The following is a 16,990-nucleotide window of genomic DNA, read 5'->3' as shown; positions in this document are numbered from 1 at the left end:
GGTTCAGTCGCGCGGCTCGGGCGCACGCAGGGGCAGGCGGGCTTCTTTCAGGGCGCGCAGCACGAAGCCCGATTTGCTGTGGCGGATGCCGGGGATGCGGTAGAGCCGCTCGCGCAGCAGGCGCTCGTAGTCGCGCGTGTCGCGCACCGCGATGCGGATGTAGTAGTCGTAGTCGCCGGAGACCAGGAAAGCCTCCAGCACTTCGGGGATCTCGGCCAAGGCCCGCCCGAACTCGTACAGCGTTTCTTCGCTGTGGCTCTCCAGGGTGACGTGCACGATCACCGTGTCCATGAAGCCCAGCTTGGCGGGATCGAGGTCCACGGTATAGCCGCGGATGACGCCGGCGTTTTCCATCCGCTTGATGCGGTTCCAGCAGGGCGTGGCCGACAGGCCGACGGCCTGGCCGATGTCGGCCAGGCTGGCGCGTGCATTGTCCTGCAGTGCCTTGAGAATGGCGAGATCGAATTTGTCCAGGTTCATTTTCTTTGTAATGCCCACACAAAAGAATAATTTACTGCCAATAGCGGAACTTCGCGGAAAAGAAGATAAAAATTCTGGTCAAAGTCGCCTAACATGACCAGTATGAATGACCGTCTCCATGCTCAGGCGCTCGCCGCCCTCGACGCCGACGATTCCGCCGTCGAACCTCCCGCTGTCTCCTGCGCCCCGGCGCGTGCCAATGGCGCCCAGATTCTGTTGCAGACCCTGATCGATCTGGGCGTGGATACGGTCTTTGGCTATCCCGGCGGCGCGGTGCTGCCGCTCTATGATGCCCTGCACGCCGAACCGCGCCTGCGCCATGTGCTGGTGCGCCACGAACAGGCCGCGGTGCATGCCGCTGAAGGCTATGCCCGCAGCACCGGCCGCACCGGTGTGGTGTTCGTGACCTCGGGGCCGGGCATGGCCAACACCACTTCCGGGCTGCTGGACGCCATGTGCGACTCCATCCCGGTATTGTGCGTGAGCGGGCAGGTTGCCACCAGTGCCATCGGCACCGATGCTTTCCAGGAGTGCGATGCCATCGGCATTTCGCGCCCGGTCACCAAGTGGAATGCCCAGATCCGCCGCTGCGAGGATGTTGCCGACGTGGTGGGGCGGGCCTTCGCCCTCACGCGCCAGGGCCGCCCCGGGCCGGTGCTGGTCGATCTGCCCAAGGATGTGCAGCTGGCCACGCCGCGCCCCGAAGCGCTGGAGCCCAGCGTCGCGCAGGTGGCGGCCGCGCGCGCGCGGCGCCAGGCCGGCAAGACGGCCCTGCGGCTGCCGGCCGGCGCTCTGCGCCGTGCCGCAGCCATGATCGCCCAGGCCCGCCGGCCTGTTTTCTATGGCGGCGGCGGTCTGGTGAACTCGGGGCCGCAGGCCTGTCAGGTCTTCACCGAGCTGGTGCGCCAGACCGGCGCGCCCTGCACCTTGACCCTGATGGGGCTGGGCGCCTTTCCCGCCTCGGATCCGGCCTTTATCGGCATGCTGGGCATGCACGGCACCCTGGAGGCCAATCTGGCCATGCACCACGCCGATCTGGTGGTCTGCATCGGGGCGCGTTTCGATGATCGCATCACGGGGCGTCTGGCCGATTTCTGCCCCAATGCCCGCAAGATCCATATCGATATCGATCCGGCCTCCATCAACAAGGTGGTGCGGGTCGATGCCGCCCTGGTGGGTGATTGCCTGCCGCTGCTGACGGCGCTGCAGGCCGAACTTGCCGAGGCGTCGCTGCCGCCGGCGCGGCTGGATGCCTGGTGGCGTCGCATCGAAAGCTGGCGTGCCCGCGACTGCCTGGCCTATGAGCCGCAGCCCGACGCCATCCTGCCGCAGCAACTGATGTCGCGGCTGAACGCGGCCCTGGCCGGGCGCGACGCCATCGTGTCCACCGACGTCGGCCAGCACCAGATGTGGGCCGCCCAGTATCTGCGCTTCGACCAGCCGGGCCGCTGGCTCACCTCAGGCGGAGCGGGCACCATGGGTTATGGCCTGCCGGCCGCGGTGGGGGCGCAGATCGCCCATCCCGACAAGACCGTGGTCTGCGTCAGTGGCGATGCTTCGGTGCTGATGAACATCCAGGAGCTGTCCACCGCCATGCAGCATCGCGCGCCGGTCAAGGTCGTGCTGTGCAACAACGGCTACATGGGCATGGTGCGCCAGTGGCAGGAGCTGATCCACGGCGGGCGCTACAGCCACAGCTACAACGCCTCGCTGCCGGACTTCGTGACGCTGGCGCATGCCTTCGGCTGGGGATCGGCGCGCGTCGAACACCCGGATCAGCTGGATGCGGCGCTGGCCCAGTGTCTGGCGCACGATGGACCGTTCTTCCTGGATGTCACGGTGGCGGCCCAGGAGAACTGCTTCCCCATGATGCCTGCCGGCGAAGGCCACCATCGCATGATGCTGGCTGCCGGCAAGTGGTTCGAGGAATGACGCGCCGCGCCTAGACGCAGCGCCCGCCGTCGACTTCCAGGCAGGTGCCGGTGATGAAACCGGCCTCGTCGCTGGCCAGATAGAGGCAGGCGTTGGCGATGTCCTGCGGGGTCGAGAAGCGGCCCAGCGGGATGGTGCCCAGAAAACGTTTGCGGTTCTCGGGCGTGTCGGGCATGCCCATGAAGTCGGCCAGCAGGCCGGTGGCGCCGATCACCGGATTGACGCAGTTCACGCGGATGTTGTCAGGCCCGAGTTCGGCCGCCATGGACTTGCTGGTGGTGACCACCGCGCCCTTGGTGCCGTTGTACCAGGTCAGCCCCGGGCGTGGCCGGATGGCGGCGGTGGAAGCGATGTTGATGAAAGCGCCGCCGCCATGCGCGCGAAAGTGCGGCACCATGTGTTTCGCCGTGAGGTAAATGCTCTTCACGTTGACGGCATAGATGCGGTCGAATTCGTCTTCGTCGACTTCCAGCATGGGCCGGTTGCGGTGCGTGGTGCCGGCGTTGTTGACCACCGTGGTCAGCCCGCCGAAGGCCGAGAGCGCGGTCTGCAACAGGCCGGCCACGTCGTCGCTGCGCGACACATCGGCGCGCGCGAAGACGGCCTGGCCGCCAGCATCGCGGATGGCGTCGGCCACGCGCTGCCCGCCGACCTCGTTGATGTCGGCCACGACCACATTGGCGCCTTCACGCGCGAAAGTGATGGCGATGCCTTCGCCGAAGCCCGAGCCTGCCCCGGTGATGATGGCGGTTTTTCCTTTCAAACGCATGTTGTCTCCTGCGGGTTGGATTCAGTCGTGCTTGATGGCGATGGTCTTCAGGACGGTGAAGCCGTAGAGCGCTTCGAAACCTTTCTCGCGGCCGTGGCCGCTGGCCTTGACGCCGCCGAAGGGCAGTTCCACGCCGCCGCCGGCGCCGTAGTTGTTGATGAAGACCTGACCGCTGCGGACCTTGCGCGCCAGACGCAGCTGACGCGCGCCGTCGCGCGTCCAGATGCTGGCGGCCAGCCCGTACTGGGTGCTGTTGGCGATGCGCAGCGCATCGGCTTCGTCATCGAAGGGGATGGCCGCCAGCACCGGCCCGAAGATCTCTTCCTGCGCCAGGCGGTGATGCACCGGCACGTTGTCCAGCAGTGTGGGGGCCTGATAGAAACCGTCGGCCGGCGCGCCGGGGGCGATGCTGCCGCAGGCGGCGGTGGCGATGCCATCGGCCTGGGCTTCGCGCAGAAAGCCCTGCACGCGCTCGAGTTGGGTCTTGCGTATCAGCGGGCCGCAGTCCAGGTCTTGCGGCGCGGGGCCGGTGCGCAGGCGCGCAAAGGCCTCGGCCAGACGCTGCATGGCGCGATCGTAGAGGCTGCGTTCGATCAGGATGCGGCTGCCGGCCGAGCAGGTCTGGCCGGCGTTCTGCACGATGGCGTTGACCGCGACCGGCACCAGGGCGTCGAGGTCGGCATCGGCAAAGACGATCTGCGGCGACTTGCCTCCCAGCTCCAGGGTCACCGGGACATGGTTCTCGGCGGCGGTCTGCGACACCAGCACGCCCACGCGCGGCGATCCGGTAAACGAAATGTGATCGATGCCTGGATGACGCGCCAGCGCATCGCCCGCTTCGTGGCCGTAGCCGGTGACGATGTTCAGGGCCCCTGGCGGCAGGCCCGCTTCGGCGGCCAGTTCGGCCACGCGCAGCAGTGACAGGCAGGCGTCCTCGGCCGGCTTGACCACGCAGGCGTTGCCGGCGGCCAGCGCGCCGCCGATGCTGCGCCCGAAGATCTGCAGCGGATAGTTCCAGGGAACGATGTGGCCGGTCACGCCATGCGGCTCGCGCAGGGTCAGCACGGTGTAGCCGTGTTGATAGGGGATGGTCTCGCCCAGCAGCTTGTCGGCCGCGCCGCCATAGAACTCGAAGTAGCGCGCCACGGCGGTGACATCGGCGCGGGCTTGTTTCAGCGGCTTGCCGCAGTCGCGTGATTCGAGTTGCGTGAGCTCGTCGTGGTGATCGAGGATCAGGCGCGAGAGCGCCAGCAGCAGCCGGCCGCGCTCGGCCGCCGACAGGGCGCCCCATGGGCCTTCGTAGGCGCGCCGCGCGGCCTGGACGGCGAGGTCGATGTCTGCGGCATTGCCGCGCGCCAGCTGCTCGAACACCACGCCGGTGGAGGGGTCGATGACATCGATGCTGTCACCGGAGGAGCCCGGGACGAACCGGTTGTCGATGAAATGCTGTTTCATGCTTGAACACCTTTGCAGAAAACAATGAGAAAAAGCCACAGCAAGAAAACGAGACGGTCGCCAGCCGGCGGACGGCGGCGCTTCAGAACAGGATGGACAGCCCTCCGTCGACCGCCAGCACCTGGCCGTTGATGTAGGAGGCTGCCGGCGAGGCCAGAAAGACCGCCGCCCCCGCGATCTCGCCGGGTTGGCCCCAGCGGCCCGTGGGGTTGCGCGCGGCCAGGCGCGCGTGCACCTGCGGGTCGGCCATCATGGCGGCATTGGTTTCGGTGGCGAAGGTGCCGGGGGCGATGGCGTTGCTGGTGATGCCCTGCGGGGCGTACTCGACCGCCAGGGCGCGCATCAGGCCGGTGAGGCCCTGTTTGGCGGCCGGATATACCGCATCGCCGGGGCGGGCGATCTCGCCGGCCACCGAGGTGATGGCGATCAGGCGGCCGTAGCCCTGGGCCGCCATGCGTTCGGCGGCCAGCTTGGACAGCAGGATGGCCGCCACCAGGTCGGTGTCGATGAGGGCGCGGATCTCCTCGGCCGTGAAGGCGCTCAGTGGCTTGCGCACGCGGGCGCCGACATTGTTGACCAGGATGTCCAGGCGGCCGTGTTGCGCATCCAGCATGGCGAAGGCGGCTTCGGTGGCCTGGCTGTCGGCCACGTCGAACACCAGCGCCGAGGCTTGCAGGCCGGCATCGCGCAGGCGCTGCGCGGCGGCCTGCGTGGGGCCGGGCTGGCGGCCGTTGAGGATGACGTGCGCGCCGCTGGCCGCCATGGCGTGGGCGATTTCCCAGCCCAGGCCGCGCGCCGACCCGGTGATCAGCGCCACGCGCCCGGCCAGGGAAAATGTCGAAAGAAAGGCGTGGGCGGGCGGCAGGCTGGGCGTGTCGGTCATGGGGGAATGTCAGTCGCGGAACTCGGGAGACCAGTGCAGCAGTCTACGCTCTAACCCGGTTACGCAATAGACCAGGGCAATGCCGACCAGCGACAGCAGCGTGACCGCAGCGAACATGTCGGTGGCATTGAGCGTGGCCAGCGCCGTGATCATCAGATAGCCCATGCCGGTGGTCGAGCCGACGAATTCGGCCAGCACCACGCCGATGAGCGCGAAACTGATGGCGTTGGGCAGGGCCGCAAAGGTCCACGCCGCCGCGGTGGGGATCTGCACGCGCCAGAGGATCTGGCGCGTCGAGCCGCCCAGCGTGCGGCAGAAATCGATCAGTTCGCGCTCTACGCTGCGTCCGCCCTTGTAGGTGTTGAAGAACACCAGGAAGAACACCACGAACCACGAGGTCGCCACCTTGGAGGCCATGCCAAGGCCGAAGAACATGGTGATCAGGGGCACGAAGGCGATGCGCGGCATCGAGTTGAAGGCCACGATGAAGGGGTTGAAAACATCGGCCAGGAAGCGGTTGCGCGCCAGCAGCAGCCCCACGGCGAAGCCGCTGACCACGCCCACGGCCAGGCCCAGCAGGGTGGCCTGTACGGTCAGCCACAGATGCGGCCAGACAGATTGCGGGCCCGGCTGTATCCATTGCCACAGGCGCAGCGCGATGCGTGAGGGCTGGCTGATGAAGAAGGGGTCGAACAGGGTGTTCTGCACGAACCAGGGAATGCGTGTCAGGCCCTCCCAGGCGCCCAGCACGGCGCACAGAATGATGGCCTGCCACAGCGTGATGTGCAGGCGTCGGCGGCGCGCCTGGCTGCGTTGCTGGCGTTCGTGCTGCAGAGCCTGCACGTCGGCGGCCGGGGATTCCGTCATGATCTCTGGCCTCAGGCGGCGGCGCGGAACTGCTGGCCCAGCACGGACCACAGGCTTTGCACGTGGGTGTTGAACTGCGGCGTTTCGCGCAGGCTGAAGACATCGCGCGGGTGCGCGATTGCGATGCGCTCATCGAGCAGCACCCGGCTGGGCGGGCCTGACAGCACCACCACCCGGTCAGAGAGCGTGATGGCTTCGTCCAGATCATGGGTGACCATCACGATGGTCTGGCCCAGTTTGCGCCAGATATCGCTCAGTTCGCGGTGCAGGTGGGTCTTGGTGTGCGTGTCCAGTGCGCCGAAAGGCTCGTCCAGCAAAAGGATGCGCGGCTCGACGGCCAGGCTCATGAGCAGCGCCACGCGGCGGCGCATGCCGCCGGAGAGCTGGTGCGGATAGGCGTCGGCGAAGCCTTCGAGGTGGCCCAGGCGTAACAGCTGCGCCACGCGCGGCTCGATCTGCGTGGCCGGCAGGCCCAGAAAGCGCAGCCCCAGGGCCACGTTCTTGCGCACGCTGTACCAGGGCAGCAGCGTGTCCTTCTGGAAGATGTAGCCCAGCTTGGGCGGCACCTGGCCATGCACGGCCTGGCCGGCCACCTCGATGCGGCCCTGCGAGGGCTCCAGAAAGCCGGCGATCATGTTCAGCAAGGTGCTCTTGCCGCAACCCGATGGCCCGACGATGGACAGGAACTCGCCCTCGTTGACCGTCAGGCTGACGTCGCCGACGGCGTGGGTCAGCCCCTGCCGGCTCTGGTAGACCTTGCCGACGTGCTCCAGGCGGATCATCAGAGACCTCGCGCGTGGCGCACGAAACGCATGTCCACACAGGCCGAGTACGGCACTTGCTTGAGCTGTTCGTTGGAGAACTGGCGGTCGTCGCCCATGATTGCCGTCATGTGCTGGTAGGCATCCTCGGTGATGAGGTTGTCCTTGAGAAAGACGCTGTCCTGATAGAGCGCGATGGTTTTCTCGATGGCTTCGCGCGGGAAGGCGTTCAGGTAGTCGGCGTAGATGGTGTCGGTGACCTCGGCGGCGCTGTGGGTGTTGAGGAAGTCCTGCGCCTTGACCAGCGCGCTGACAAAGGCCTGTACCACTTCGGGACGGCGCTCGACTGTGTCGCGCAGGGTCAGCGCGGCGATGCCGGGGACGTCGCCGCCCATCAGGGTGCGCCAGGTCTGCTCGGCCGTGGCGTCGAAAATGGGCACGCCCCAACCTTCGGCCTGGGCCTGTTCCATCATGGACTGGGTGGCCATGCTGGCCGACACCGAGCCGGTCTTGAGTGCGCCCAGCATGGTGGCGAGATCGCCCAGCGGGCGGATGTCGACCTGCTTGCCGATGCCTGCCTGCTGCATCAGATACACGGCCATCAGCCAGGTGCTCGATTGCGGCTGAGTCGCGCCGACGCGTTTTCCGGCCAGATCTTTGAGCTCGCGGATCTTGCCGCTGTCGTAGTCTTCCTTGCGCACGATCACGTTGGCGTAGGTGAGCTTGCGATCGAAGCCGAAGATCAGCGTGGCAGGCTTGCCGGCCAGCGTCAGGGCCGGCGCGGCGGTGGCCGCCGTGGCGCCGAACAGGATCTGCCCTGCCGCCAGAAGCTGGTTGGTGCGCGGTCCGCTTTGCGAATTCAGGTAGTCCACCTCCAGGCCGTTCTCACCGAAATAGCCTTTCTTCAGGGCGACGTACCCGGCGGCGAAGAAGGGATCGATGCTGCCTTGGCCGTAGGCGACTTTACCCAGGCGCGTTTGCGCCCGGGTCAGCGCCGGCAGGCCCAGCAAAGCAGTGGCGGCCGTGCCGGCCAGCAATTGGCGGCGGCTCAGGCCGCGGGCGGGAAACGTCATGGCGTCCTCGTTGGTATCGGATGGCAGGAGCAATTGCGCGTCAACGATACCGTACTCCCTCGTGCCTGGACAGACCGGCGCACGGCCCCGTTCGAGTAGCGGCCGGGCGCAGCCGCCGCGTCGCGTTCTCAGGCGCCGTAGCGTTCCAGGCGGAAGGGGGCGAGATCGACCCGGGGGCGATGCCCCTGGATGAGGTCGGCCATGGCTTCGCCGACCGCCGGGCCGATGCCAAAGCCATGGCCCGAGAAGCCCGAAGCCAGGTAGAGGCCGGGCACGGCCAACGGTGCCATCACCGGCATGGCGTCGGGCGTGACGTCGATGTAGCCGCCCCAGGCCTGGGCGATGCGGGCCTGCCGGAACACGGGAAAGGCGTGCTGCAGGCGCGCCCAGGCCTGGTCGATGCCGCGCGCATAGGGGGCGGGGTCGAGCACGCGGCAGTCTTCGTAAGGGGTGCGGCGGTCGGCCGGAAAACGGCGCGGCATGCGCAGTTCCTCGAAGAACCGTTTGCTCAGGCGTACCCGCACCAGCGCGTTGTTGGCGATCCAGGTGCGCAGAAACTTGCCCATCAGGCGGAAGCTGTCCGGCACCAGCTCGGCCAGCGAGGCCGAGAACTGCGACACGGTGTAGCCGCCATCGGCGCGTTTGCGACAGGTGAAATCCTTGCCATTGATGGCCAGCGCCACGCCGGCGTCGAAGGGGGCGGTGCGCAACACCGAGCCGCGCACCTTGAGCTGAGGAAACTCCACGCCCAGGTTGCCGCAGACCAGGCGCGACCAGGCGCCGGCGGCGATCAGCACGGCCTGGGCGCGCACCCTGCCCTTCTCGGTGATCACGGCCGCAGCGCGTCCGGCCTCGGTCTCGATGCCGCGCACGGCGCAGTGCTCGAAGATCTGTGCGCCGCTTGCGCGCGCCAGGCGCGCCACGCCCTGGGTGGCCAGCGCAGGTTCGGCTACCGCATCGCTGGCGCTGTAGAGCGCGCCGCTCCAGGGGCGGCCCGAAGCCGGCAGCAGACGCAGCGTGGCCTCGCGGCCCAGTCGCTCTGCCTGCACCCCATACGTGCGCGCCTGTTCCAGCCAGGTTTCGTGGCGCGTCGCGTCGGCCTCGTTTTCTTCCAGGTAGACCAGGCCGTGGCGACGATAGCCCACGTCGGTGGCCGCCTGGATGTCCTGCCAGAGCGGCTGGGCGCGCAGCGCCAGCGGCACCTCCGGCAGGTCGCGGCCCAGTGTGCGCACCCAGCCCCAGTTGCGCGAGGATTGCTCGCAGGCCAGCGTGCCCTTTTCAAACAGGGCCGTGCGCAGGCCGGCGCGCGCCAGCGCCAGCGCCGTGCACGCGCCGATGATGCCGCCGCCCACGATGGCGACATCCACCGCGTCGGGAAACTGCTCTTGAGTCGTCATGACGATAGCAAGGCTGCCGCAAGCGGCAGCCGTATTCAGGCGGGATAGCCCAGCGCGTCGCGCAGGCGGTACCAGTTGATGGCCAGCGCGGCGCCAAGCTGGCGGGCCGGGTAGAAAGGCAGGCGCGCCAGGGGGGTGACCGGATAGTCCAGCTGCGCGGCGGGCTTGCCCTGTATGCCCTGGGCCAGCACCTTGCCCAGGGCCGTGCCCATGGCCACGCCGCGTCCGCAATAGCCGTAGGCGGTCCAGATGCCGGGCGCCAGCAGATGCACGCGCGGCAGATCGTCCAGCGTCATGCCGACGCGGCAGGCCCAGCCGTGGCTCCAGACCGCGTCGGCCAGTTCGGGAAAACGGGTCACCGCGGCGCGGCGCAATTGCTCGCGCGTGGACGGGTCCAGGTGCTCGGCGCTGTGGCCGCGTCCGCCGATGACAAAGCGCCCGGCCGGGTCGATGCGACAGTAGTAGGTGATCTTGCGAGTTTCGGAAATGCCTGCGCGCAATGGCATCAGCAGGCGTTGCAAGGCCTCCGGCAAGGGGTCGGTGGCGATCTGCGCGCTGGCGACATTCACGTATGACTGGGCCACGGCTGGCCAGAGCCGGTCGGTGTAGGCATCGGTGGCCAGCACCACATGGCGCGCCTTGACAGCCTGTCCGTTGACCTGCAGGATCGCGCCGCCGGCGGACGTCGGCGTGATGGCGGTGACGGCAGAGTGGTCATAAAGCGTGGCGCCGGCCTGTGCCGCAGCGCGCGCCAGGCCGCGCGAGAATGCCAGCGGGTGCACTGCGCCGGCGCGTTTTTCGCGCAGCCCCGCCGGCCAGAATGAGGAGCCCGTGGCAGCCCGCATCGCGTCGGCGTCCAGGAATTCGACATTGCCGCCATGGGCATTCAACTCCGCCGCGCGGCGTTTGAGATAGGCGCTGGAGGCGCTGGAGAAGGCGCCCTGGATCCAGCCATTGCGGCTGGGCGAGCAATCGATCCGATGGCGTTCGACCAGCTCGAACAGGTAGTCGGCATTGGCATAGGAAAAACGCATCATGCGCTGTGCGGCTTCCTGGCCGAAGCGGCGGATCAGTGCGCCGGGCGTGGGCTTGACCCCGGGCACCACCTGGCCGCCGTTGCGTCCGGAGGCGCGGTGGCCGACCTCATAGGCTTCGAACAGGGCGACCTTCTGGCCGGCCTCGGCCAGGTGCAGCGCGGCAGACAGGCCGGTGATGCCGCCGCCGATCACGGCCGCATCCACAGAGAGCGGTTCGGCCAGTGGCGGTGTGGCGGCGCGTTGCGGCGTGGTGGCGGCCCACATCGACGCCGTGGGCGAGAACAGATCGTTTTGCATGATGCCGGTTACTGGGCGTGGGTGACGCGTTTGAGGAAATCGCGCATGCGTTCGTTGCGGGGCTGGGTGAGCACCTCGCGCGAGGGACCTTGCTCGGCAATGCGGCCGCCCTCCAGGAACAGCACGCGATCGGAGACGTTGCGTGCGAAGTCCATTTCGTGGGTGACAATCACCATCGTCATGCCCTTCTCGGCCAGCGCGCGCATGACCGACAGCACTTCGCCCACCAATTCCGGATCCAGCGCCGAGGTCGGCTCATCGAACAGGATGGCTTCGGGCTCCATGGCCAGCGCACGCGCAATCGCCACGCGCTGCTGTTGCCCGCCCGAGAGCTGCTGCGGGTAGTGGCCCATCTTCTCGGCCAACCCCACCGATGCCAGGATGTCCCGGGCGCGTTCGGTGGCCGAGGCCACGCTTTCGCCCTTGACGTAGACGGGGCCCTCGATGACGTTTTCCAGCGCCGTGCGATGCGGGAAAAGATTGAACCGCTGGAACACCATGGCCACCCGCTGACGGATCTGCTGGATCTCCTTGCTGCGTGCGTCCACCGTGACTCCATCGACGCTGATGCGGCCTTCGTCATAGCGTTCCAGGCCGTTGATGCAGCGAAGCAGTGTCGACTTGCCGGAGCCCGAGGGGCCGATCAGGCAGACCACCTCGCCCTGCTTCACTTCGGCGTCGATATGGGTCAGCACGCGATGGTTGCCGAAGGATTTGCTGAGGTTTTCGATCTTGATCATTAGCGTCGTCCCATGCGGCGTTCCAGCTTGCCGATCAGGTACATCATCGGCAGGCTCATGGCCAGGTACATCAAGGCGACCAGGGTGAAGATGGTGGCGCTCTTGAAGGTCGAGGAGGCGATAAGCTTGCTTTGCATGGACAGTTCCACCACCGTGATGACGGCGGTCTGCGAAGAATCCTTGAGCATCATCACGACGTTGTTGCCGTAAGGCGGCAGAGAGATCTTGAAGGCCTGCGGAAGTACGACGCGGCGCATCAGCCGCGCGCGCGACATGCCCAACGACTGGGCCGCTTCGAACTGCCCGACATCGACCGCGTCGATACCGGATCGGAACACCTCCGCCATGTAGGAGGAGTACGCCACGCCCAGCCCCAGCGCGCCGGCCTGGAAGGCCGTCAGGCTGATGCCGGCATCAGGCAGCACGAAGTACATGTAGAACAGCACCACGATGATGGGCACACCGCGGATGAGGTTGGTGAGGATGCGGCTGGCATGCGCCAGCGGCCCGATACCGCTGACGCGCAGCAGCGCCCAGAACAGGCCGAGCACGGTGGCGATCACCAGGGCGGCGGCGGTGATCGCCACCGTGGTGAGCACCCCTTGCATCAGCACCGGGAAGAATTCCCTGGCGTCACTGAAAAAAGACTGGAACATCTCGAGTACCTATGATGCGGCGCGCCCGGCCGGCGGGCGCGTGCGGGGTCATTGCGTGGCGACGCCCCACTTTTCCATGATCGCGGCGATGGTGCCGTCCTGTTTGAGTGCGTCGATGGCCGCATCGAGCTTGCGCGCGCGTTCGGTGTCGCCCTTGCGCACGGCCAGCGAAATGTTGGTCGGCATCTGGGGCTGGTAGCTGTCGACGTAGCGCACGTTGGGCACGCCCTGCTTGCGCACCTGATAGGCGATCACCGGTCCGTCGCCGAAGGCGGCATCCAGGCGACCCAGCGCGACATCGCGCACCAGATCGGACATGGTTTCGTACATCTTCACTTCCTTGAGCCCGGGCGCGGCTTTCAACGGCTCGACGTAGAGCGTGCCGATCTGCACGCCCACGGTCTTGCCCTTGAGGTCGGCGATGTGCCGGTAGTCGGTCTTGTCCTTATCGGGAACGATCAAGGCCTCGCCGTATTCGAGCACCGTCTGCGTGAAGTCGACCACTTCGGCGCGCTGCGGGGTGTTGGCGAAGGCCGAGGCGATCATGTCGATCTTCCTGGTCTGCAGGGCCGGCACCAGCGAGGCGAAGGGGATGGGCATGACTTCGGCCGTGAAGCCGGCCTTTTTGCCGACGGCATCGGCGATATCGATCATCACCCCTTGCAAGGTATTGCTCTTGGGGTCGAGAAAGTTGAATGGCACGGCCGTCGGCGTAGCGCCGACCTTGACGGTCTCGGCCTGCGCGCCGGACAGGGTGGCGGCGAAAAGGGCCGCGGCCAGCAGTGATTGCAAGGTTTTGTGCAGCATCGGAGTTTCCCCTGGAGGCAGGTCTGGCGCGCCGGTCCGAGATCCTGGACGTTCGATTTCGTCCATTTTTGGCGCGCTCTATAATATCGAATAGCGATAAGATAAAATCGCATGTAGATTTTATAATCGCTGTAGAGAAACCCTGTCAATTGCCGTAAATACGCGCTAACCGCTTTTTATTTAAGGGTTTTCCCGGGTTTTAAAAAGAAAGGTGCGAGTAGAATGTTTGGCATCCACCACGTAATTTCCGAGTACAGAACACAATTGGTGTGCAATCTGTACATATCGAACAGAAATTAATCGGACTCGCCTGATCCATGAATCCGGAATCTTCCACGCTGTATGTGCAATCGCTGGCCACGGGTATCGCCGTGCTGGACGCCTTTAACGCTGAGCGGGCCTCCATGAGCCTGCCTGATATCGCGGCAGCCGCGGGTATCTCACGCAGCGCCGCACAGCGCTTCGCCTATACCCTGGAAGCGCTGGGGTTGCTCGACAAAGATCCTTCCAGCAAGCGGTATTCGCTCTCGGCACGCACGCTGGACAATGCCTGTCGCTACCTTGAGTCGCACCCCTTGCTGGATCGCGCCAATCCCTTTCTGCTCGATCTCAATCGCAAGTCGGGGGAAACCGTCAACCTGGCCGAGCCGCTCGGCCTGGACATGATCTTCATCGGCCGTTTTCCCAGCCCGCAGCGTCTGCTGGTGCATATGCCCGTGGGGCGGCGCATTCCGATGTACTGTTCGTCGGCCGGGCGGGTCTATCTGGCCGGCATGAGCGATGAGCAGGCGCACGAAACCCTGCTGGCCAGCGAACGGGTGCGTTACACGCCCAATACCCTGACCGACGTGGACGCCTTGATGCAGCAGGTGCGCGAATCGCGCGAACGCGGCTTTGCCTACTGCAACGAGGAGTACTACCGGGGGGACCTGGCGCTGGCGGTGCCCGTCTACGATCTCAGCAAACGGGTGGTGGCGGGGCTGCAGTTATCCGTGTCGGCGAGCAAATGGACGGTCAGGCGCGCGCTCTCGCGTTTCATACCGTTGATGCAGGAGACGGCGCGGCTGATATCCACCACGCCGCCCACGCCACGCGCGCTGGTGCCGTTTGGCGGCGGCGCGGCGCGCGATCTGCACGCCACGCCGCCAGGCAGCCAGGGTTGAGGCTGCCGGCCGCTTAAGCGGCCGTCTTCTTGGCTGCGGCCTTCTTGGCGGCCGTTTTGGCTGGCGCCTTCTTGGCGGCAGTCTTGGTCGCCGTTTTGGCGGCCGTTTTGGCCGGGGCCTTCTTGGCCGCGGTCTTGGCCGGCGCTTTCTTGGCGGCGGTCTTGGTCGCCGTTTTGGCGGCCGTCTTGGCCCCCGGGCGCGCCGGTTTGTCGCCCCGCGGCTCGAATTCGAAGCCGATCTTGCCGTCCGGCTGCCGTACCAGGAAAGCCTTGAACTTGCGGTTGGTGCGGCTGGAGACAAAACCGTCGAGCAGATCCGTGCGGCCGCCTTCGAGCAGTTTGCTCATCTGCTCGCGCGAGATCTCCTGTTGCAGGATCACCTTGCCCGAACGGAAGTCGCACTGCTTGGCCGGGCCCACCGATTTTTCGCAGACATAGCTCATGCCGTGCTCGAAGACCCGGGCACTGCACTTCGGGCAGGGGCCCACCGGCGTGTGGCCGCTGAAGTCCACCGGCTCGTTGTCTTCTTCGTCATTCTGGCCGAAGTCGAACTCGAGTTTGAACTCGTCGCTGATGCGCAGGATGGCGGCAAAGGGGCGGCCCATCTTGCTGATGAAGCCCTGCAGCGGCCCGATTTCGCGCTTGCTGAGCAGATCCTCGACTTCCGGCAGTTCGAAGGTGCGCCCGCCAGGGTGCTTGCCGATGGAGAAGTCGCACTGCGTGCAGGCAAAACGGCGGTAGTTTTCCTTCACCACGGCGCCGCACTTCGGGCAGGGCGTGGTCAGGGTGGCGTAGTCGCCCGGCACCGTATCGCGTTCGTATTCCTTGGCCCGTTTGACGATCACCTGGGTCATCTGCGCGATCTCGCGCATGAAGGCGTCGCGGTCCAGCGCGCCCTGCTCGATCTGTTTGAGCTTGTGCTCCCAGCCGCCGGTCAGTTCGGGCGAGGTCAGTTCGCTGACATTCAGCCCCGCGAGCAGCGTCATCAACTGGCGCGCCTTGGCGGTGGGCACCAGATCGCGGCCTTCGCGACGCAGGTAGGCCTCGTTGAGCAGGCCTTCGATGATGGCAGCCCGGGTCGCCGGCGTGCCCAGACCGCGTTCGGACATGGCTTCACGCAGTTCTTCGTCGTCGACCAGCTTGCCCGCGCCTTCCATGGCCGACAGCAGGGTCGCTTCGTTGTAGCGCGCGGGCGGCTTGGTGGTCAGGCCTTCGGCGCGTACGTCTTCGGTGCGCACCGTTTCGCCATCGGCCACGGCCACCAGGTTGGCGTCCTCGCCCTGCGCGGCTTTGCCGTAGACGGCCAGCCAGCCCGCTGCGACCAGCACCTTGCCCTCGGTCTTGAAACGGTGGCCCTGCACTTCGGTCAGGCGCGTGGTGACACGGTATTCGGCGGCCGGGAAGAAGACCGCCAGGAAACGCTTGAGCACCAGGTCGTAGATCTTGCCTTCGGCTTCGCTCAGGTCGTGCGGGATCTGCAGCGTCGGGATGATGGCAAAGTGATCGGACACCTTCTTGTTGTCGAAGATGCGGCGGTTGGGCTTGACCCAGTCGTTGCCGACCACGGTGCCGGCGTGCTGCGCCAGGCCGCCCACGGCATTGGAGCCGCCTTCGGCCAGCGCGCGCATCGTCTGGCGCACCGTGTTGATGTAATCCTCGGGCAGATAGCGCGAGTCGGTACGCGGGTAGGTCAGGGCCTTGTGGCGTTCGTACAGGGTCTGCGCCAGCGCCAGGGTCGTCTTGGCTGAGAAGCCGAAGCGACCGTTGGCCTCGCGTTGCAGCGAGGTCAGGTCGTAGAGCGCCGGCGAGAGCTGGGTCGAGGGCTTGGATTCCTCGGTCACGCTGCCGCTCTGGCCACGGCAGGCAGCCACCACGCTCTGGGCGGCTGCCTGCGACCAGAGGCGGGACTCGCGCTTCTCGGGATCGCGTTCGTCTTTCTTGAACTCCGGGTCGATCCAGCGTCCTTCGTACAGGCCGGCAGCGGCGACGAAGGTGGCGTGCACTTCCCAGTAGTCGCGCGGCACGAAGGCGCGGATGCGGTTCTCGCGCTCGGCCACGATGGCCAGCGTCGGCGTCTGCACCCGCCCCACCGGGGTCTTGAAGAAGCCGCCGTCCTTGCTGTTGAAGGCCGTCATGGCGCGCGTGCCGTTGATGCCCACCAGCCAGTCGGCTTCGGCGCGCGAGCGGGCCGCGGCCTCCAGGGGCTTGAGCAGGCTGTCGTCGCGCAGGTTGCCGAAGGCTTCGCGGATGGCGGCCTGGGTCATGGACTGCAGCCACAGACGCTGGATGGGCTTTTTGACCCCGGCGTACTGAATGATGTAACGGAAGATCAGTTCGCCTTCGCGCCCCGCGTCACAGGCGTTGATGATGGAATCGACGTCCTTGCGTTTGGCCAGCCGCACCAGCAGCTTCAGGCGCTCGGCTGATTTCTTGTCGGTCGGACCGAGTTCGAAGGCGGGTGGGATCACGGGCAGATGGGTGAAGCTCCATTTGCCCTTGACCGGATCGTTCGGCGCTACCAGGCTGAGCAAATGTCCGATACTGGAGGCCAGCACGTAACGTTCGCTTTCAAAATAGTCGCCCTCGCGCGCAAAGCCTCCCAAGGCGCGTGATATATCCAGGGCTACCGAGGGCTTCTCGGCAATGATCAGCGTTTTGTTCATGAGTATCCAGT

15 protein-coding genes are annotated in these 16,990 nt (G+C 66.4%); 2 read left to right on the top strand and 13 right to left on the bottom strand.

Translation table 11 applies throughout. The annotated features are described in order from the left end of the window. Positions 1 to 3: 3 nt before the first annotated feature. The gene (locus A7V84_RS05825) at positions 4 to 480 is read right to left on the bottom strand and encodes an Lrp/AsnC family transcriptional regulator (RefSeq protein ID WP_025514917.1); all 477 of its coding nucleotides are present in this window, start codon (positions 478 to 480) and stop codon (positions 4 to 6) included. Between the two features lie 93 nt (positions 481 to 573). On the opposite strand from A7V84_RS05825, the gene ilvB reads away from it, so the two are divergent. Further along, positions 574 to 2,412 (top strand): biosynthetic-type acetolactate synthase large subunit, encoded by a 1,839-nt coding sequence (gene ilvB / locus A7V84_RS05820; RefSeq protein ID WP_101605200.1) that lies wholly within the window; start codon positions 574 to 576, stop codon positions 2,410 to 2,412. A 10-nt stretch (positions 2,413 to 2,422) separates the two neighbouring features. Here the strand turns inward: ilvB and A7V84_RS05815 are convergent, their stop codons facing one another. From A7V84_RS05815 to A7V84_RS05765, 11 genes are all read right to left on the bottom strand, one after another. After that, on the bottom strand, positions 2,423 to 3,181 hold the full coding sequence (locus tag A7V84_RS05815; protein WP_025514919.1) for an SDR family oxidoreductase: 759 nt from the start codon (positions 3,179 to 3,181) through the stop codon (positions 2,423 to 2,425). Positions 3,182 to 3,202: 21 nt separating this feature from the next. Beyond that, a complete protein-coding gene (locus tag A7V84_RS05810; protein WP_025514920.1) occupies positions 3,203 to 4,636 on the bottom strand; it encodes an aldehyde dehydrogenase family protein in 1,434 nt (477 codons plus the stop codon). 82 nt (positions 4,637 to 4,718) lie between these two features. Then, positions 4,719 to 5,519 (bottom strand): SDR family oxidoreductase, encoded by an 801-nt coding sequence (locus tag A7V84_RS05805; RefSeq protein ID WP_033534306.1) that lies wholly within the window; start codon positions 5,517 to 5,519, stop codon positions 4,719 to 4,721. A 9-nt stretch (positions 5,520 to 5,528) separates the two neighbouring features. Then, complete coding sequence (locus tag A7V84_RS05800) at positions 5,529 to 6,386, bottom strand: ABC transporter permease (protein WP_033534307.1); 858 nt, start codon at positions 6,384 to 6,386, stop codon at positions 5,529 to 5,531. Between the two features lie 11 nt (positions 6,387 to 6,397). Next, positions 6,398 to 7,168 (bottom strand): ABC transporter ATP-binding protein, encoded by a 771-nt coding sequence (locus tag A7V84_RS05795; RefSeq protein WP_025514923.1) that lies wholly within the window; start codon positions 7,166 to 7,168, stop codon positions 6,398 to 6,400. Next, on the bottom strand, positions 7,168 to 8,220 hold the full coding sequence (locus A7V84_RS05790; RefSeq protein ID WP_063492556.1) for an ABC transporter substrate-binding protein: 1,053 nt from the start codon (positions 8,218 to 8,220) through the stop codon (positions 7,168 to 7,170). The genes A7V84_RS05795 and A7V84_RS05790 overlap by 1 nt, the downstream gene beginning before the upstream one ends. 128 nt (positions 8,221 to 8,348) lie before the next feature. Next, positions 8,349 to 9,617: an NAD(P)/FAD-dependent oxidoreductase gene (locus A7V84_RS05785; RefSeq protein WP_025514925.1), complete on the bottom strand. Its 1,269-nt coding sequence runs from the start codon at positions 9,615 to 9,617 to the stop codon at positions 8,349 to 8,351. A gap of 35 nt (positions 9,618 to 9,652) precedes the next feature. Further along, entirely contained in the window at positions 9,653 to 10,951 is a 1,299-nt protein-coding gene (locus A7V84_RS05780) for an NAD(P)/FAD-dependent oxidoreductase (protein WP_063491680.1), read from the bottom strand. Positions 10,952 to 10,959: 8 nt separating this feature from the next. Next, entirely contained in the window at positions 10,960 to 11,691 is a 732-nt protein-coding gene (locus A7V84_RS05775; RefSeq protein WP_025514927.1) for an amino acid ABC transporter ATP-binding protein, read from the bottom strand. Further along, positions 11,691 to 12,347: an amino acid ABC transporter permease gene (locus tag A7V84_RS05770; RefSeq protein ID WP_025514928.1), complete on the bottom strand. Its 657-nt coding sequence runs from the start codon at positions 12,345 to 12,347 to the stop codon at positions 11,691 to 11,693. The genes A7V84_RS05775 and A7V84_RS05770 overlap by 1 nt, the downstream gene beginning before the upstream one ends. 48 nt (positions 12,348 to 12,395) lie before the next feature. After that, positions 12,396 to 13,154: a substrate-binding periplasmic protein gene (locus A7V84_RS05765; RefSeq protein WP_025514929.1), complete on the bottom strand. Its 759-nt coding sequence runs from the start codon at positions 13,152 to 13,154 to the stop codon at positions 12,396 to 12,398. Between the two features lie 317 nt (positions 13,155 to 13,471). Between A7V84_RS05765 and A7V84_RS05760 the strand changes: the two genes are divergently transcribed. After that, positions 13,472 to 14,317, top strand: coding sequence for an IclR family transcriptional regulator (locus A7V84_RS05760; protein ID WP_025514930.1), 846 nt, complete (start codon positions 13,472 to 13,474; stop codon positions 14,315 to 14,317). 13 nt (positions 14,318 to 14,330) lie between these two features. Here the strand turns inward: A7V84_RS05760 and A7V84_RS05755 are convergent, their stop codons facing one another. Beyond that, positions 14,331 to 16,979 carry a DNA topoisomerase III gene (locus A7V84_RS05755; protein ID WP_025514931.1) on the bottom strand — a complete coding sequence of 883 codons (2,649 nt, stop codon included), beginning with the start codon at positions 16,977 to 16,979 and terminating at the stop codon, positions 14,331 to 14,333. Between the last annotated feature and the right edge of the window lie 11 nt (positions 16,980 to 16,990).

The sequence above is a fragment of the Bordetella trematum genome (assembly GCF_900078335.1).
GTDB lineage: Bacteria > Pseudomonadota > Gammaproteobacteria > Burkholderiales > Burkholderiaceae_B > Bordetella > Bordetella trematum.
The sequence above is the reverse complement of the archived record's forward strand: the minus strand, read 5'-3'. Positions and strand labels throughout refer to the sequence as shown.